At 43.4% G+C, this 16651-nt stretch carries 15 protein-coding genes; 1 reads left to right on the top strand and 14 read right to left on the bottom strand.

The genetic code is table 11. From position 1 onward, the window contains the following. Nucleotides 1–5 precede the first annotated feature (5 nt). The 6 genes from brnQ to pruA form a co-directional block, all read right to left on the bottom strand. Nucleotides 6–1337 carry a branched-chain amino acid transport system II carrier protein gene (gene brnQ, locus FNK51_RS23310; RefSeq protein ID WP_141994844.1) on the bottom strand — a complete coding sequence of 444 codons (1332 nt, stop codon included), beginning with the start codon at nt 1335–1337 and terminating at the stop codon, nt 6–8. Nucleotides 1338–1580: 243 nt separating this feature from the next. Next, nucleotides 1581–2945, bottom strand: a complete 1365-nt coding sequence (locus tag FNK51_RS23315) for a sigma-54 interaction domain-containing protein (RefSeq protein WP_286177241.1) — start codon at nt 2943–2945, stop codon at nt 1581–1583. Nucleotides 2946–3207: 262 nt separating this feature from the next. Beyond that, on the bottom strand, nt 3208–3462 hold the full coding sequence (locus tag FNK51_RS23320; RefSeq protein WP_098373606.1) for a biotin/lipoyl attachment domain-containing protein: 255 nt from the start codon (nt 3460–3462) through the stop codon (nt 3208–3210). Between the two features lie 37 nt (nt 3463–3499). Beyond that, on the bottom strand, nt 3500–4765 hold the full coding sequence (locus FNK51_RS23325) for a Glu/Leu/Phe/Val family dehydrogenase (protein ID WP_098373605.1): 1266 nt from the start codon (nt 4763–4765) through the stop codon (nt 3500–3502). Nucleotides 4766–4787: 22 nt separating this feature from the next. Beyond that, on the bottom strand, nt 4788–5981 hold the full coding sequence (locus FNK51_RS23330) for an ornithine--oxo-acid transaminase (RefSeq protein ID WP_098373604.1): 1194 nt from the start codon (nt 5979–5981) through the stop codon (nt 4788–4790). Nucleotides 5982–5999: 18 nt separating this feature from the next. Beyond that, nucleotides 6000–7547 (bottom strand): L-glutamate gamma-semialdehyde dehydrogenase, encoded by a 1548-nt coding sequence (gene pruA, locus FNK51_RS23335; RefSeq protein WP_141994845.1) that lies wholly within the window; start codon nt 7545–7547, stop codon nt 6000–6002. Nucleotides 7548–7944: 397 nt separating this feature from the next. On the opposite strand from pruA, the gene FNK51_RS23340 reads away from it, so the two are divergent. Further along, nucleotides 7945–9342, top strand: coding sequence for a sigma-54 interaction domain-containing protein (locus FNK51_RS23340; RefSeq protein ID WP_377408674.1), 1398 nt, complete (start codon nt 7945–7947; stop codon nt 9340–9342). 73 nt (nt 9343–9415) lie between these two features. On the opposite strand, the gene FNK51_RS23345 is transcribed toward FNK51_RS23340, so the two are convergent. The 8 genes from FNK51_RS23345 to nikA all read right to left on the bottom strand — a co-directional run bounded on the left by FNK51_RS23345 (nt 9416) and on the right by nikA (nt 16421). Next, nucleotides 9416–10102, bottom strand: coding sequence for an FMN-dependent NADH-azoreductase (locus tag FNK51_RS23345; protein WP_098373601.1), 687 nt, complete (start codon nt 10100–10102; stop codon nt 9416–9418). A gap of 29 nt (nt 10103–10131) precedes the next feature. Next, nucleotides 10132–10980: a VOC family protein gene (locus FNK51_RS23350; RefSeq protein ID WP_098373600.1), complete on the bottom strand. Its 849-nt coding sequence runs from the start codon at nt 10978–10980 to the stop codon at nt 10132–10134. A 4-nt stretch (nt 10981–10984) separates the two neighbouring features. Beyond that, complete coding sequence (locus tag FNK51_RS23355; protein WP_141994846.1) at nt 10985–11389, bottom strand: DoxX family protein; 405 nt, start codon at nt 11387–11389, stop codon at nt 10985–10987. 163 nt (nt 11390–11552) lie between these two features. Beyond that, nucleotides 11553–12317, bottom strand: a complete 765-nt coding sequence (locus FNK51_RS23360; protein WP_141994847.1) for an ABC transporter ATP-binding protein — start codon at nt 12315–12317, stop codon at nt 11553–11555. Beyond that, a complete protein-coding gene (locus FNK51_RS23365; RefSeq protein WP_141994848.1) occupies nt 12314–13111 on the bottom strand; it encodes an ABC transporter ATP-binding protein in 798 nt (265 codons plus the stop codon). Before FNK51_RS23365 ends, FNK51_RS23360 begins: the two co-directional genes overlap by 4 nt. After that, entirely contained in the window at nt 13108–13947 is an 840-nt protein-coding gene (gene nikC / locus FNK51_RS23370) for a nickel transporter permease (RefSeq protein WP_141994849.1), read from the bottom strand. The genes FNK51_RS23365 and nikC overlap by 4 nt, the downstream gene beginning before the upstream one ends. Continuing rightward, nucleotides 13938–14891, bottom strand: coding sequence for a nickel ABC transporter permease (nikB, locus tag FNK51_RS23375; protein ID WP_141994850.1), 954 nt, complete (start codon nt 14889–14891; stop codon nt 13938–13940). Before nikB ends, nikC begins: the two co-directional genes overlap by 10 nt. Further along, nucleotides 14892–16421, bottom strand: a complete 1530-nt coding sequence (gene nikA / locus FNK51_RS23380; protein WP_141994851.1) for a nickel ABC transporter substrate-binding protein — start codon at nt 16419–16421, stop codon at nt 14892–14894. Nucleotides 16422–16651 lie beyond the last annotated feature (230 nt).

Raw genomic sequence — 16651 nt, forward strand, 5'->3', positions numbered from 1 at the left:
AACATTTAAGATGAATGGTTTTCGCCATTCATGGGGCTTGAAGGAATTTCCTGAGCCTGTTTTCCGTGGATGAACGTTCCCGCCACGAATCCCAGTACTGCCGGAATGAGCCAGGCAAACCCATACGAACTGAGTGGAATGATGGAAATGAAATCATTCATGAATCCCATATGGATGCCTATGCTTTCCAATGTTTCGCATAAACTGATGATGAAAGTGGCCAGGACCGACCCCTTATAGGCTCCCGCGTTTGGTATGTATCTGCGGAAAACGCCAAGTAAGACAAGCACAATCGAAACAGGGTAAATTCCCATGAATAACGGTACGGAGTAGCCAATGATCTTTTCGACACCCATTAGCCCCATCAACACTCCAGTGGCACAAACGACGATCACCCAATTGCGGTAACTCACTTTTTGCTTCGTCAACCCGCTAAGGAAGTCTGCTATCGAAGCAGTTATTCCAATCGAGGTGGTAAGGCACGCTAATGAAACTGCTATAGCCAATGCAATCATGCCGTAATCACCAAGCAGATTATAAACCAGGCCCGTCACCAGCTGCGCACTTTCCATGTCCTCCGGGAATAACCCGCTTCCTGTAGCACCGATATACAGAAGCCCTCCGTATATGATGAGCAACCCAAAACCAGCCACTATGGTTCCATTCAGGACCACTTTCTTCATTTTGGAATGTTCCTCATATCCTTTTGCTGCAATCGAGCCAATGAAAACCGAGGCACAAAGAAGGCCCGTGAACACGTCACCCGTCTGATAAGCGCTAAAAAAGGAGTGGCCAAACGGATTTTGAATTTCCGTATTTACAGGCGCCCCCAATGGGTCGAAAGTGCCTTTGATGACGATAAAAAGAAGAATCGCGAACAGAGCAGGCGTTAGCACTTGTCCGACTTTATCAATGAGATTGGATCGATCGCTGGCAAAATAAAAATTCAATCCAAAGAAAACGAGCATCGTCACGAAAGATGGTACATTCGGGAACAATGTATGAACCCCCATCTCATGGGTCGTAGCGGCCGTCCGGGGTACAGTGACGAGCATCGCAATCCCTATCATGACGACCAGATTGAATACCTTATAAAACCAGGGGCTTATCGGCCTTGTCAGTTCTTCAAATTTCCCTTTTGAATTCAGTACCGCCACAACTCCCAGTATAGGGAGTACGATTCCCGTAAGAATGAAGCCAACTAGCGCCACAGGCCAATCCGACCCTGATACAAGTCCGATCGACGGAGGGAAAATCAGGTTGCCAGCCCCAAAAAATACGGCAAATAAAGCAAAACCAAAAATAAGGCTGTCACGTACTTTCTTGTTTGTATTCATCCATTCACCTCTATTTTTTTATCACTCAATGAAACATCTTTTAATACGCCTATCCTATAAGTATTAAGCAAATTCCGTGCCAATCTTAATAATATTTTAATATTTTTTATCCATACTAACCTTTGACGCTACATACAAGGCAAAAAGGGCCACGATTCTATTTAGCGTATAGAATCTTGACCCTTTGATTATCCAAATCCATTAAGAAGTGGTGAAATTTTTCCCCCTAGCGTAAAAAAAATTTTACCGTAATTTATGTTTTTCCATTTTATATTTCAATAATTGTTTGGAGATGCCAAGCTGTCTGGCAGATTCCGCAATTTTACCGTTCGTATTTTTCAATTGACGCACAATGATCTCTTTTTCATATTGCTGAACCGCATCTTTTAAGGATTCCACATTAAGATTGTTGTCTTCAGTCATTGGAGATTCCGTATAATCTCTGATTCTTCCAGGAATATCATCAAGGGTGATTCTACTGGACTGGACATGATTATATGCCGTCTCGACCGCATTTTTCAATTCCCTGATATTCCCTGGCCATGGATATCTTTTGAAGCATTGGAGTACTTCATCCTGAACACCGTCTATATATATATTCATCGTATTGTTGTAAAAATTCAGATAATGATCAACAAGGACTTCTATATCCTCTTTTCTTTCCATCAAACTTGGCAAGTCAATCTGCACGACACCAATTCTATAGAATAAATCTTCCCGCAGCCGTTTCTCAGCCAGTAAAATATCCGGTACCTCATTCGTTGCTGAAATCACCCTAATGTCCAAGCGGATATTTTTCTTTCCGCCCAGTCTCCTGATCGTTTTCTCTTCTATCGCCTTCAGAAGCTTCACCTGAAGATCAATATCCAAGGAATTGATTTCATCCAGAAATAAAGTTCCGCCTTCGGCCTGTTCGAATAGACCCGGCATATCTTCCGACCCGGTGAAGCTCCCTTTATTCGTACCAAACAAAGTGCTTTCCCATAAACTTGCAGGAACCGCACTGCAGTTAAGTGAAATGAAGGGCTTTCCAAATCGATCGCTTAAATTATGGATCGCCTGGGCGATAAGTTCTTTCCCTGTGCCCGTTTCCCCAACGATCAACACATTTGAGGTCGTTAGCGCAATCCTTCCAAGTTTATCTTTAATGCTTTCCATTTTAGGGTTAACCGTGATTATATCATCGACCGTATAAACGGTATTATTTCTCCTGAAGATTTTATGGCTCGAATATTTGTCCAAATGTTGGATGGCATCTTTGGAAAAGAATCGCTTAGAGAATTCCACGGCCCCAATGATTTTACCGTTTTCGGCTATCGGAAATGTGGAATTGATCGTTTCGATGACCTCTCCCGTTTTGGTAATCATCTCTTGTTTTATATTACATAACGGTTTTCCCGTCCTTAGCACATTCATGAGCGTACTATTTTCGTTCGTGATGTTTTTATAAAAGGAAGTGACACTCTTCCCCATGAATTCTTCCGGCCTTATCCCAAGCTCTTTAAGGACATTTAAATCTGCCATATCATAAAAAATGATCATCCCTTTATCATCTACGACCAAAACATTATCAAAATCGGTTAATCGCCTGAATATATCCACATCCATATTCACCCTTCGAGCCTCCTCTCAACTTTACATATTCAACCCAAGACAATTCCCGCAGATCGGTCCATTCACTTTGTAGCTTTTTGGTTTGAAACTGCTTGATGCATTGTCCAATCATTCTGATATTTTACCATGAAACAGGGCGTTTTTTCTTTTCAAACTTTTTCCTGGCTTTATAATCACCATTTAAATGATCACAACAAAAAAAGAGCATCCCAAAGCAGAAATCGCTTCCGCCTTTGGAACACCCTCTTTCCTATAATCAATCAGAGCCAGTTATAACAAAATCGTCTTGGAGCAAAGCTAAAGGAAGCTTTCTATTAATAGGATCCCCTGCCGAAACATTAATTTCAGTAATGTGACCGCTGGCACCTATTGAAACATCAATCAATTTCCCATCATCCGTTTTCACTAAAAAGAGCCTCTCCCATTCATAAACATAGGAATTCTTTTGAACGTAAACTTGTTCGACGGTCCCATCCTGAGCACACTCGATGGTATGAATCGGTTTTAACACGGAATCACTCCTCCACTCTCCATTATTTGACTAAAGCTTATACCCAGCCACGGAATATTGAGGCTTCTGCCATTTTTCTGACACCCACCATATACGCTGCCAGCCTCATATCCACTTTTCTTGTCTCGGACATTTCATATACTTGATTAAATGAATTGACCAATAACTCTTTTAATTTGGTTTGGACTTCAGCATCTTCCCAATAATAACCTTGATTATTTTGAACCCATTCAAAGTAAGAAACTGTCACACCGCCTGAACTTGCCAATACATCAGGTACGAGAAGCACATTGCGTTCCGTCAAGATCTTGGTTGCTTCCAATGTGGTAGGTCCATTCGCTGCCTCCACGACAATTTGGGCTTTGATAAGATGTGCATTTTCTTTGGTGATTTGATTGGAAATGGCAGCAGGCACTAAAATATCACAATCTTGTTCCAGAAGTTCCTGATTGGTGATTGTATTATCGAATAGTGTCGTTACCGTTCCAAAGCTATCCCTTTTATCAAGTAAGTAATCGATATCCAGACCATCCTGGTTATAAATGGCACCATATGCGTCCGATATACCAATTACTTTCGCACCTGCATCATGCATGAATTTGGCCAAAAAGCTTCCTGCGTTCCCAAACCCTTGAACGATGATACGTGCACCTTTCAATTCTATGCCCTTACGCTTTGCCGCTTCCTCGATACAGATGGTGACACCTTGTGCAGTCGCCTTTTCCCTACCGTGTGAACCGCCCAGTACCAGTGGCTTACCTGTAATGAAACCAGGAGAATCGTGTTCTCTTATTCTACTGTACTCGTCCATCATCCATGCCATGATTTGTGAATTCGTATAAACATCCGGGGCCGGAATATCTTTTGTCGGCCCCACTATTTGGCTGATTGCCCGAACGTATCCACGGCTAAGCCTTTCCAATTCACCGATGGACATTTGGCGCGGATCACAGATGATGCCGCCTTTTCCTCCGCCATATGGCAGATTCACAATTCCGCATTTCAAACTCATCCACATTGAAAGTGCCTTGACTTCTTCCTCATCGACTTCGGGATGAAAACGGATTCCGCCTTTCGTCGGACCGACAGCATCGTTGTGCTGGGCACGGTATCCAGTGAAAATCTTCGTCGTATTGTCATCCATCTTAATTGGAATCCGGACGGTCAGCATCCGAAGAGGTTCCTTCAAAAGCTCGAACACTTCTTCAGAATAGCCAAGCTTATCAAGCGCCTCCTTGATTACGACCTGTGTTGAATCAAGCAAGCTGGCAGTTTCTTTTTCTTCTTTGACAGTTGTACTCAATGGAATTCACCTCATAGGTATATTAGGATAAAACTCTTTTAATACGTTCGATTGCCCAATCCAAGTCTTCTTTTGTAATCACTAATGGCGGAGCAAAACGGATAACTGTATCATGTGTTTCTTTACATAGCAGTTTTTCTTCTTTAAGCTGCTCACAATAAGGTCTTGCTGCTTCTGTTAATTCGACTCCGATGAATAAGCCTCTGCCGCGAATATCTTTAATCATTGGATTCTTGATTTCTTTTAAACTATCCATAAAGTATTGTCCAAGCTCCAATGAACGTTCCGCAAGCTTCTCTTCTTCAAGAACTTCCAATGAAGCGATGGAAACCGCACATGCCAATGGATTGCCGCCGAATGTAGAACCATGGGAACCAGGATTGAATACGCCAAGGATTTCACGGTTTGCAGCTACGCAAGAGATTGGGAAAACCCCGCCGCCCAGCGCTTTACCTAAAATGTACATATCCGGAACTACTCCATCCCAGTCAGAGGCGAACATTTTTCCTGAACGTCCAAGTCCTGACTGAATTTCATCAGAAACGAATAGGACATTATTTTCTTTACATAAGTCGTAAGCTTCTTTTAAGAATCCTTGTGGCGGTATGATGATTCCCGCTTCACCTTGAATCGGTTCGATTAAAAATCCAGCCGTTTGCGGTGTAATCGCTTCTTTCAATGCATCAAGATCGCCGTAAGGGATAAGCTTGATCCCTGGTAGCATCGGTCCAAAGCCTCTTCTATATTCCTCATCGGATGATAAGGACACCGCTGCCATCGTGCGGCCATGGAAGTTCCCGACACAAGCAATGATTTCAGCTTGGTTTTCTGCGATTCCCTTAACATCATAACCCCAGCGTCTAACAGCCTTGATTGCTGTTTCAACAGCTTCAGCACCCGTATTCATAGGCAATGCCATGTCTTTTTGCGTAATGCGAGAAACCATTTCATACCATGGACCTAATTTATCACTATGGAATGCACGGGATGTTAATGTTACGCGATCAGCTTGTTTTTTTAATTCGTCGATGATTTTCGGATGCCTGTGGCCTTGGTTCACTGCTGAATAGGCACTAAGCATATCCATATATTTGTTGCCTTCAGGATCTTCCACCCAAACTCCTTCAGCCTTCGAAATGACGATTGGAAGTGGATTATAATTGTTTGCACCATATTGTTCTGTTTGCTCGATTAATTTATCCGTTAATGTTGTCATGTTGATTCCCCCTAAAATTTATAGCGTTTCAGATGTTGTTTTTCCTTGAAGATGAAGAACTAAATAATCAGGACCGCCCGCTTTTGAATCTGTACCTGACATATTGAATCCGCCAAATGGCTGGTATCCTACAATGGCACCAGTACAGCCGCGATTGAAATACAAGTTACCTACGTGGAAATCCTCACGCGCTTGTTCAATATGTTCAATATTGTTCGAGATGACCGCACCCGTTAATCCATAATCCGTGTTATTGGCAATCTCGATTGCATGATTGAAATCTTTTGCCTTACAGAATGCAACCACTGGTCCGAAAATCTCTTCTTTCATGACACGTGCGTTTTCATCCACATCGGCAATGATAGTTGGCTGAATGAAGAAACCTTTTGAATTGTCTCCTTCTCCCCCTGCAACAAGTTTCCCTTCTTGTTTACCGATTTCAACGTAGCTCATGACTTTGTCGTAAGCTGCTTGATCGATAACCGGACCCATGAAGTTGTTTACATCCGTTGGTTCCCCGACGATTTTTTCTTTCGTTAATTCAATAACACGATTCAAGACTTGGTCATATACATCTTCCACTACGACGGTACGTGAACAAGCAGAACATTTTTGACCGGAGAATCCGAATGCAGAAGCGACGATTGATTGTGCCGCCAATTCCAGATCAGCCTCTTTATCAACAACGATCGTATCTTTACCGCCCATTTCAGCAATGACACGTTTTAACCAGATTTGACCTTCATGAACTTTTGCAGCACGCTCATAAATGCGGATTCCAACATCACGAGATCCGGTAAAGCTGATGAAACGTGTACGAGGATGATCTACCAAATAATCGCCCACTTCGGCACCGCTTCCTGGAATGAAGTTCACGACTCCTGCAGGCAAGCCCGCTTCTTCCAACACTTCGATGAATTTAGCTGCAATGACCGGTGTTGTGCTGGCCGGTTTCAATAAGACTGTATTACCTGAAACAAGAGCAGCCGTCGTCATACCTGCCATGATCGCAAACGGGAAGTTCCAAGGTGAGATGATGACACCGACACCAAGTGGGATATAATTAAAAGCATTATGTTCAATCGGACGGCTTTCCACTGGCATGCCGTCTTTAAGCTTCAGCATTTGACGTGCATAGTATTCCATGAAGTCGATAGCTTCCGCTGTATCTGCATCCGCCTCATTCCAAGGCTTCCCTGCTTCTTTAACCAATAGTGCCGAGAAATAGTGTTTTCTTCTCCGAACGGTGGCTGCAGCCCTGAATAAAATATTTGCACGCACTTCCGCGTTAGTTTTTCTCCAAGTTTGGAATGTCTTATCTGCAGCTTGCATAGCTTGCTCAGCAAGATCCTTATTCGCTTTGGATACAGTTCCAATAACTTCTTCTTTATTTGCTGGGTTTACAGAGGTAATGACTTCATCAGTAAACACTTTTTCCCCATTAATGATCAGCGGATATTTCTTCCCTAAATCATTAGCTACATCATTCAATGCCGCTTGAAAAGCTTTTTTGTTTTCTTCGATTTTAAAATTAGTAAATGGTTCGTGTTTATATGGTTGGACCATTATGGCTCATCTCCCTAAAGTTTATGTTTTTACTTCTCTCTTATTAATCAAGCAAGTTCCGTGCCAACTTTTCATTTTTTCGAAAAAATATTGTTTTTTCTTTTAAAATGCAATGAAATTCAGCACTTTTGGGGCAAAATTGACATAGTATGCCATTATTTTTTGCTCTAATCCCTATTTTTGTCGCTTAAACCTTACACTTTTTATTAATGCAAAATTCATGCCAACTAGAAAAACCATAAAAAACAGCGTTTTTGCACTTTTTCCGCAAAATATCTTTGCACTTCAATGCAAAATATTCTTGCTGTGCAAATTTTATTTGCGCCTTTGCTTCAATTCCTCTACAATAGCTCTAAGAAAAGAAGAAAAACGGGAGGCATTCATGCATTTAGATCAAATCATTAAAATAGAAGGTTTCCAAACCATCCTCCATTCACTAGTGGACGTAATCGATATCGGGTTACATATAATCGATATAAAAGGGCGGACCATTATATATAACAAGAAAATGGCTGAAATAGAAGGCATGGATTCAGAAGAGGTATTAGGGAAAAAGATTCACGAGATCTTTATATTCAAGGAAGAAACAGAGAGCACATTAATACGGGCGCTTCATTCTGGAAGGAAAACCGAAAACTCGAAGCAGACCTACTTCAATAATCTCGGACAGGAAATTACAACAATCAATAATACGTTCCCTATTTTGGATCAGAATCAAAATATCATCGGAGCCATTGAAGTGGCAAAGGATATAACGAATCTTGAAAGAATCATTAAAGATAATATCTTGAATAAAGGCGATACGAAATATACGTTTGACAGCATCATCGGAACGAGTGAGAATTTCTTGGAAGTCATTGAAAAAAGCAAGCGTTCGACCAGGACGGCATCCTCCATCCTCATTGTCGGGGAGACGGGAACGGGAAAAGAACTCTTTGCCCAAAGCATCCATAATGGCAGCAGCCGTTCGACACATCCTTTCATCAGCCAAAACTGTGCTGCCCTGCCAGATAGTCTTATTGAAGGAATTCTTTTTGGTACGAAGAAAGGGGCCTTCACCGGATCGATTGAAAGGCCGGGTTTATTCGAACAGGCACAAGGCGGGACCATCCTTCTTGATGAAATCAATTCCTTAAATCCGAATATGCAGGCGAAATTATTAAGGGCCCTTCAAGAAAGGACGATTCGCCGTGTTGGGGATACAAAAGATAAAAATATTGACGTACGGGTCATAGCAACGATAAATGAAGATCCAATAGATGCCATTGCAAATGATCATTTACGAAAGGATTTATATTATCGATTAAGTGTCGTTTCGTTATTCATCCCGCCTCTTCGTGAACGGAAAGAGGATATTCCCTTGCTGGCGCAATCCTTCATCGAGAAATTCAATGCGCTGTTCGAATTGAATATTGAAGGGATCAGCGAAGAGGTCTACTCGCTTTTTTATGATTACGACTGGCCCGGGAACGTAAGGGAACTTGAACATATCATTGAAGGGGCCATGAATTTAATGGAACCCGGCGATACAAAAATTGCCATCACCCACCTTCCGACTTTATTTAGGAAGAAAGCCCATTTGGAAGACATTCATCCCGAAAGAAAAGAGAATCATGCAAATGGAGATTTACAGGAGTCGACCTTATCTCTTGATGATTATATCGCCAATACTGAAAAGCAATATTTGGAGAAAATCTTAAAAGAACATGGTATGAATATCTCCCAAGCTGCCAAGGCATTGAATATTAGCCGCCAAAGCCTTCAATATCGCTTGAAAAAGTATCAGGTCAAATAACATCATTCATGCACAAAAAAGGCCCCCATTAATATGGAGGGCCTTTTTTGCCTGCTATTCATTCCACTCGCAATTAGAATGTTTCAGCCGCTTTTGCAACGTTTTCCAAACCATCCGCGATGATTTTTTGTGTCCGATCCGGATACTGATTATGGCCTTCAATGACCACGACCTCAGGATTGTTGATTCCCCATAGGCCAATGATATTTTTCACTAAATTCACGGCCATTTCAGCAGAAGCCATTCCTTCTAATGCATAATCAGAACCGCGGGCATTCAATAGCATGACTTTTTTATCACCAGCATACCCGACAGGACCTTCCGCCGTATAATTGAACATTTTACCGGCTTGTGCCAAATAGGAAAGGTATGTGATTAGCGGTGCTGGAACCGTTGAGTTCCATAGAGGGAAAGCGAATACCACTTTATCCATGGCCAGGAATTGATTTAAATATTGGTCAACCAGTTCGGCCGCCTTTTCCTCTTCGGCTGTCAGTTCAAGACCTTGGTTGCGTTTATACAACCCGGTTATCGCCGTATTTCCATAGTAAGGAAGTTCTTCTTTAAATAAATCCAGCTCGGTCACTTCATCTGTACGGTGTGTCTCTTTATATGCTTTTAAGAATGTGTCATACATTTTCGAGCTGATTGCCTGATCTGCTGGACGATCATTCACTTTAACGAATAATACTTTTGTCATTTTTTCATTCTCCCCTGCCGCGGTTTCTTTATTTCCAAATAATCTACTTAAGAATCCCATTATCCTCACCCTTGCTTTCTGCTTTAAATTCAGACGACTAAATGAATCTCATTGCCAGATGGATCTGTTACTGCGAAAAACCCTTCTTTTTCCGTGACGGCAGCTCCGATTCCTTTCAGTTGCTCCGTTACTTTGTTTCTCGCATCTTCATCTGCAAAAACGAGAGTATACCAGTTCAGCCCCACACTATTTTCCTTTGGAGCTGGGGCGCCAACGCCATTCCATGTGTTCAACCCGATGTGATGATGATATCCGCCGGTTGAAGTAAAGAGCGCTCCTCCATATCGATTCACAACGGTAAACCCAAGACCCTGCATGTAAAACTCCTCCGTTTTACGTAAATCCGCTACATGCAGATGTATATGCCCCATTAAAGTACCTGCTGGGAGTTTGCTCCACTCACCATCGCTTTCTTCCAGAAGGTCATTCCCATCCAACGGATCCGTGCCCATAGCGACTTCCCCACTGGCCCATCTCCAATCAGTGGATGGCCGGTCAGAGTATACTTCAATGCCATTGCCATCCGGATCGGTAATGTACAGCGCTTCACTCACTTCATGATCCGCCGCTCCAAATGGATATTTCGTTTGAAGTAAATGTCGTAAAAAAATCGATAAGTCGGCACGGCTTGGCAGCAAAAGGGCAAAGTGATATAAGCCCGTCGTCCGCCCTTCTTTCGGAATCACATCCGCAGGCTGCTCAAGTGTCAGCAACGGGGTCTTTCCGTCTGTCGTTAAAACAGCTTGCCGGTCGGCTTTCTTCAATACTTGAAGACCGATGATTTCTTGATAAAACAGAATGGCCTTATTCAAATCCAAAACATTTATACTGACTTCGCCAACAAAAGTAATTGGTTTTTGATGAAAATTTTTATCCATATTGTCACTTCCCTTTTTTATTGAAAATCAAATGATCCAAAGAAACAACCGTGCGGTTTGCACACGCTAGATAGACAGACATGGCCAGCAGCGCCAAGTCCAGTTCATAGCCCGCCGCTTGCCCGTTTCCAAGAAAACCGGCAGGTAATTTTGCCGTGAAGATCGCCCCCGCCATAATGACCGCAAATAGGACGGAAACGATTCGTGTTCCCAAACCCAGTATAACCGCAATTCCACCGATCAATTCGATTCCTGCAACGATGTATGCCATGAAGCCAGGAATGCCAAGACTATCGAAAAATCCAGCCGTATTCCCTATGCCCCCTTGAAACTTTGAAACTCCGTGAATGAAAAAAGTAAGACCTAAAATCACCCTTAAAAAAACTTGACCTGCATCATTTTTATTCATGTATGAATTCTCCTTTTGTTAGTTACTTTATGTAAGTGATTATATTTTAATAAGTTTATAATGTCAAGTAAGTTTATAGGAATATCTTTTTTCCCTAAATAAAAACGAATTGCCGAAGCAACTCGTTCATCACGATTTAAAAATCAAATAAATAACAACCTCATTATTCAAACATCGAAATCAGTTCTTTTGTGTATGAATGGCGATCGCTGCAAAAAAGCTGTTCGTTTTCGAAAGAATCCACAATCCCCCCTCCTTTCATCACCATGATACGTTGGCTCATCTCCTGTACAGCCGATAGATCATGAGAAATAAAAAGGTAAGAAATGTTCAAAGTCTCCCGAAGCCCGTCTAACAATTTCAGCACCGCCGCTTGTGACAGAACGTCCAGGCTTGAAGCCGGTTCATCCAATATAATGAGGGCCGGTTCAATGCTGATCGCGCGGGCAATGGTCACCCGCTGCTTTTGTCCGCCGCTTAGCTCATGCGGGTAACGTTCAGCAAAACTCTTGGGAAGCTCCACGGTTTCCAGCAGCTGTCTGATAAAGTTCGCTTCACCTGTATACGTAAAATGTTTCATATTGACCTGGCTGCCAAATTGAAGATATGGATCCATTAGTGAATCTTTTATCCTTAGTTTTGGATTCAAGGCCGATGCAGGATTTTGCAAAACGGCCTGGATGTTCTTACGATACGGTTTTAAACCGCGTTCGCTTTTGTTTTGCAGCGCGGTTCCTTCAAATAGGATGCTGCCCTGGTCAAAAGATTCAATCTGAAGGATGAGTCTTGCCAGTGTGCTTTTTCCGCAGCCGCTCTCTCCCACTAACCCGAGGCATTCCTTCCTTTCGATGCTGAAATTCACGTTCCTTAGTATTTCCACTCCGTTATCATAGCTTTTATGGACATTTCGCACGTCTAATAAAGTCATCCTGACACTCCTTCAAGCTTAAATGGAATTCTGCTCAATGATGGCGATGATTGAATCAGTTTATTCGTATAAGCATGCTGCGGATGATTTAATACCTGATTTTTATCACCGGTCTCAATGATGGCACCGTCTCTCATGACCGCAATGCGATCCGCATACTTCTTGACATGACGTAAATCGTGGGTAATGAATAAGACCGCACATCCGGTTTCTTTTTGGAGCCTTGATAACAGCTGTAAGACCTTAAAGGAAGATACACTGTCCAAGGCTGTGGTCGGTTCATCCGCTATCAAAATATCCGGTTCAAGCAGCAGGGCTATCGAAATGGATACGCGCTGAAGCTGCCCACCGCTTAATTGAAAAGGATACCTGCCGTAGATATCTTCATTCAGGCCAACCGATATGAGCACCTTGACCGCCTGCTGCCTCCTTGCCTTTTTGGAAAGGTTCAAATGTGTTCGCTGATATTCGTCGAAATGTTGACCGATAGTAAGGAACGGTGTGAATGAACCCTGGTAATCTTGAAAAATATATGCCAGGCGCTTTCCGCGAATCTTCCTGATTTCAGAGGAAGATAGCGTTAAAAGATTCTTTTCCCCGTACCAAATTTCCCCCTTCGCTTGGAGATTGGGTGCCAGCAGCTGACATATTGCCATGGCCGTCATGCTTTTGCCGCTCCCACTTTGTCCGACAAGTGCGAACCACTCACCTTCCTGCACATCTAATGAAAGATCCTTGACGATATGATTTTGCTTTCCCATGATATTTAGCTGCCTCACGGATAAAATGCTCATGATCCCACCTCCTTTTTCACATCGAATGCATCGCGCAAATAATCACCGAGTATGTTGGATAGCAGGACGGCAAATACGATGGCGAGCCCCGGGTAAATCATCAGCAACATATTCGATTGAAAGTATGGACGGGCATCATTCAGCATGGCTCCCCACTCTGGTGCCGGCGGCTGCGCCCCGAGCCCGATATAGGATAAGGAAGATATGAGCAAAATGATTTTTCCTAAATCAAGGCTAGCCAATACAAGCACGTTCCCGATAAGGTGCGGAAATAGATGCTTCCGCATAATCCCAAATGAACTTAATCCATTGATTTTAGCAGCAGTGACATAATCCTTCCGACGTTCGGTGATCACCGTACTTCGCACAAGCCGGGCATAATTCACCCATTTCACTAGAACGATTGCCAACAGGAGATTTTCGATTCCTGGTCCTAATAAGCCACTAAGCACAATGGCAACGATCGTATCAGGGAATGCCAGAAATGCGTCTGCAATGCGCATGAAGGTCCGATCGAGAAGACCTCCTTTAAAACCGGCAATCACCCCGAACGGGACGCCGATGATAACAGCGGCAAACAGAGATAAGAGACCGTAGCCAACCGTCAGCTGGGCGCCAAGCAGAAGACGTGTCAATACATCACGCCCTAGATGATCCGTCCCTAACGGATGTTCCATGCTCGCCGGCCATAGCCTTTCTCCGAGATTGACCAGTGCGGGATCATGTTTCAGGATAAGAAAGGTGTAAGCCGCAACGGCAAGGACTGCAGCCATCACCGTAAAAAGGATGGTCATTCTCCAGCGCCTTTTGGATTTTTTTTTGATAACTAACTCCATTTTCCATGCTTCCTTTCCTTCAGTCTTAGCTCCGGATTTAAATAGCGATAAGATAAATCCACGGCGCTATTAACCATGAATACAATGATGGCCATGACCAACAGGTATCCTTGGATGACTGGATAATCCCGTGAACGAATCGAGTCCACGACCATCTTACCTATGCCTGGATAGGCAAAAATCACTTCGATCACCACAACACCGCCGATCAGGCTGCCGAGGCTGACACCGAATACGGTAATGACCGGGGGCAGGCTATAACGAAATGCATGGGCAAAGAATATCCGCAGTTCCGAAATCCCCCTTGATCGGGCAGCCCTGATGAAATCATGACTGAGGGAATCAATCAAACTCGAACGCAGCAAACGGACGTACACACTTGTGATGGCCAGCCCCAACGTGACTGATGGCAGTATCAAAGAACGAAATCCGTCCCTGCCCATTGTTGGAAGGGCCCCCCACCGTACCGCAAATAAATCCATCAAGAGCAGTCCCAGCCAAAAGCTAGGAATGGATGCGCCCAACAAAGAAACAGCACGGCTTATCTGATCAATCCAGCTTCCCCTGTACAAGGCAGCAAGCGAACCTAATGGAATGGCTATACCAAGCATCACAAACAAAGCGCCAACCGCCAGCTCAAGTGTTGCAGGCAGCCCGCTAATGATCATCTCCATCACAGGCTGATTCGTCAGATAGGAATTACCGAATTCCAATTGGATAAAGTCCCTAAACCAATCGCCATACTGCACTAACAGCGGATCATTGAACCCCAATTCTTCACGAAGCTCATTGACTTGTTCGTTTGTGATCGACACATCATCCACTTGAAGTATCGAGAGAACCGGGTCCCCTGGAGCAAGCCGAACAAAAAGGAAAGAGATGAATGTAATCACAAGGACAAAAATCACGACCTCCATGAATCGCCGCACTAAGATGCTGAACATTCACTTCACATCCAGTTCATTCGTCAGCATGTAGTATTCGCTTCTCGAAGTAATCCAGTTTTTAACTTTATCAGCATCATAAGCAACAAGTGTATTCGGATGTAAAATGAAAGAATTATACACTTGTTCATCAACATACATCGCAATATCCTCAGCTAAATCCGAGCGCTTCTCCTGCTCGACCGTTACGTTCAGCTTATCAATCAGGGACGTCAGGTGATCATCATCGGCCCCACTGAAGTTCAAGGCTCCCTTTGGATGATAGGTAGCATTTAAATAATAGCCGGCATCCCCGCGCGGAGCCGTTAAATTGCTGTAGGTCGTTAAATCCCAATCGCGATTGGCAGCCATATACTCTTCAGGGATTTCTATTTGCTTGATTTTCACATCAATCCCCAACTGGCCGGCATCAGATTGAAAAACTTGGGCAATTAACGGCAGGTCGGCACGTGAACTGTATGTAAGAAGTGTAAACGTTAACGGTTTGCCGTCTTTTTGCATGACACCACCAACTTTTTTATATCCCGCCTGATCAAGAAACCCCTTAGCCGCTTCCATTCCATTCACTTTTTTCGGATAGTCCGGAGCAAAAGAGAAAGTGGACGGAAATGGCCCTGTTGCCACTTCTGCATGACCATGTAAAATCGTATCAGCAATGGATGAACGGTCGATCAAGGCATCTATCGCCTTTCGGACGTGTATGTCCTGCAGTGCTTTACGTTCCAAATTCATCGTCATTTGATGTACTCGGAAAGTGGATGTCGATTCAACCTTCACACCATCTATCGCCTCTAAATTTCCCAGGCTTTCCACTTCCGGACGGAAAACAATATCGGCGTCTCCCGATTCAAGGGCAAGGGACCGTGCATTGGCATCTTCATTAAACGAAAACCTGGCTCTCTCTAGCTTTGCGGCTCCATCCCAGTAAGACTCATACCGTATTAAATCAACAGCCGTACCAGGTATGAATTTCGAAACGGCAAATGGCCCTGTTCCTATCGGCTTGTTTATATAGTCACGTTCCTTCACATCAATAATCGATGTATTTGGATGGACCAATTCAGAAGGAAACTCAGGAAAGGGAACCTCCGTCTTAATGGTCAGCGCATTCCCATCCGCTTCAATCGATTCAATGCGCAAAGCATTCTTTATCGCCGGACTATCCTTCATCGCCCTCTCCAAGGAAGCCTTTACCGCTTTGCCATCCATCGGCTTTCCATTCTGAAAAGTCACACCCTCCCTTAACTCAAAATTCCATAACTGACCCTCCTTGCTATCCCAGCTTTTCGCCAGCCAAGGTTCGATGGTCAAATCCTCATCATTGAGATGCACCAATGTTTCAGTGATCCCAGCCCTTAGTGACACATAACTAGTATCAACATTCGGATCAAGCGAGCTAGCCGCAAAATTAAAAAGCAAGTTCACTTCCTTCTCCCCTCCCACTTCATCATTCGCAGACTCGGTGGAACAAGCAGCCAAAAGAAAGAATGAAAAACATACAATAATAATCGATTTACATTTTCTGAACACGATAGATTTCCTCCATTACCTCAACTATTTTTAATGGCTGTTGCAAAATCGTATTGATTACGATTTAGATCGCAGCTTTGCTTTACTATCATGACAAACCAGGCAACGCACTGCCAGTAGCTATCCGAAATCAAACTATGTAAAGCTCCTTGAGAGTAAACATTAATTCACGAGTAAACGCTCCAAACTCACGAGTAACGGCTCTAAACCCGTGAGTAACAGCTTAAATC

This window comes from Bacillus sp. B4EP4a (assembly GCF_006680105.1).
In the GTDB taxonomy this organism is placed as follows: Bacteria; Bacillota; Bacilli; order Bacillales; family DSM-1321; genus Peribacillus; species Peribacillus simplex_E.

Bases quoted from the DNA above. Each gene is read 5' to 3' on its own strand.
- brnQ (WP_141994844.1), bottom strand. From the start codon at position 1,337: ATGAATACAAACAAGAAAGTACGTGACAGCCTTATTTTTGGTTTTGCT.
- FNK51_RS23315 (WP_286177241.1), bottom strand. From the start codon at position 2,945: ATGGATGTGGATATATTCAGGCGATTAACCGATTTTGATAATGTTTTG.
- FNK51_RS23330 (WP_098373604.1), bottom strand. From the start codon at position 5,981: ATGACAACATTAACGGATAAATTAATCGAGCAAACAGAACAATATGGT.
- pruA (WP_141994845.1), bottom strand. From the start codon at position 7,547: ATGGTCCAACCATATAAACACGAACCATTTACTAATTTTAAAATCGAA.
- FNK51_RS23345 (WP_098373601.1), bottom strand. From the start codon at position 10,102: ATGGGATTCTTAAGTAGATTATTTGGAAATAAAGAAACCGCGGCAGGG.
- FNK51_RS23350 (WP_098373600.1), bottom strand. From the start codon at position 10,980: ATGGATAAAAATTTTCATCAAAAACCAATTACTTTTGTTGGCGAAGTC.
- FNK51_RS23355 (WP_141994846.1), bottom strand. From the start codon at position 11,389: ATGAATAAAAATGATGCAGGTCAAGTTTTTTTAAGGGTGATTTTAGGT.
- FNK51_RS23360 (WP_141994847.1), bottom strand. From the start codon at position 12,317: ATGACTTTATTAGACGTGCGAAATGTCCATAAAAGCTATGATAACGGA.
- FNK51_RS23365 (WP_141994848.1), bottom strand. From the start codon at position 13,111: ATGAGCATTTTATCCGTGAGGCAGCTAAATATCATGGGAAAGCAAAAT.
- nikC (WP_141994849.1), bottom strand. From the start codon at position 13,947: ATGGAGTTAGTTATCAAAAAAAAATCCAAAAGGCGCTGGAGAATGACC.
- nikB (WP_141994850.1), bottom strand. From the start codon at position 14,891: ATGTTCAGCATCTTAGTGCGGCGATTCATGGAGGTCGTGATTTTTGTC.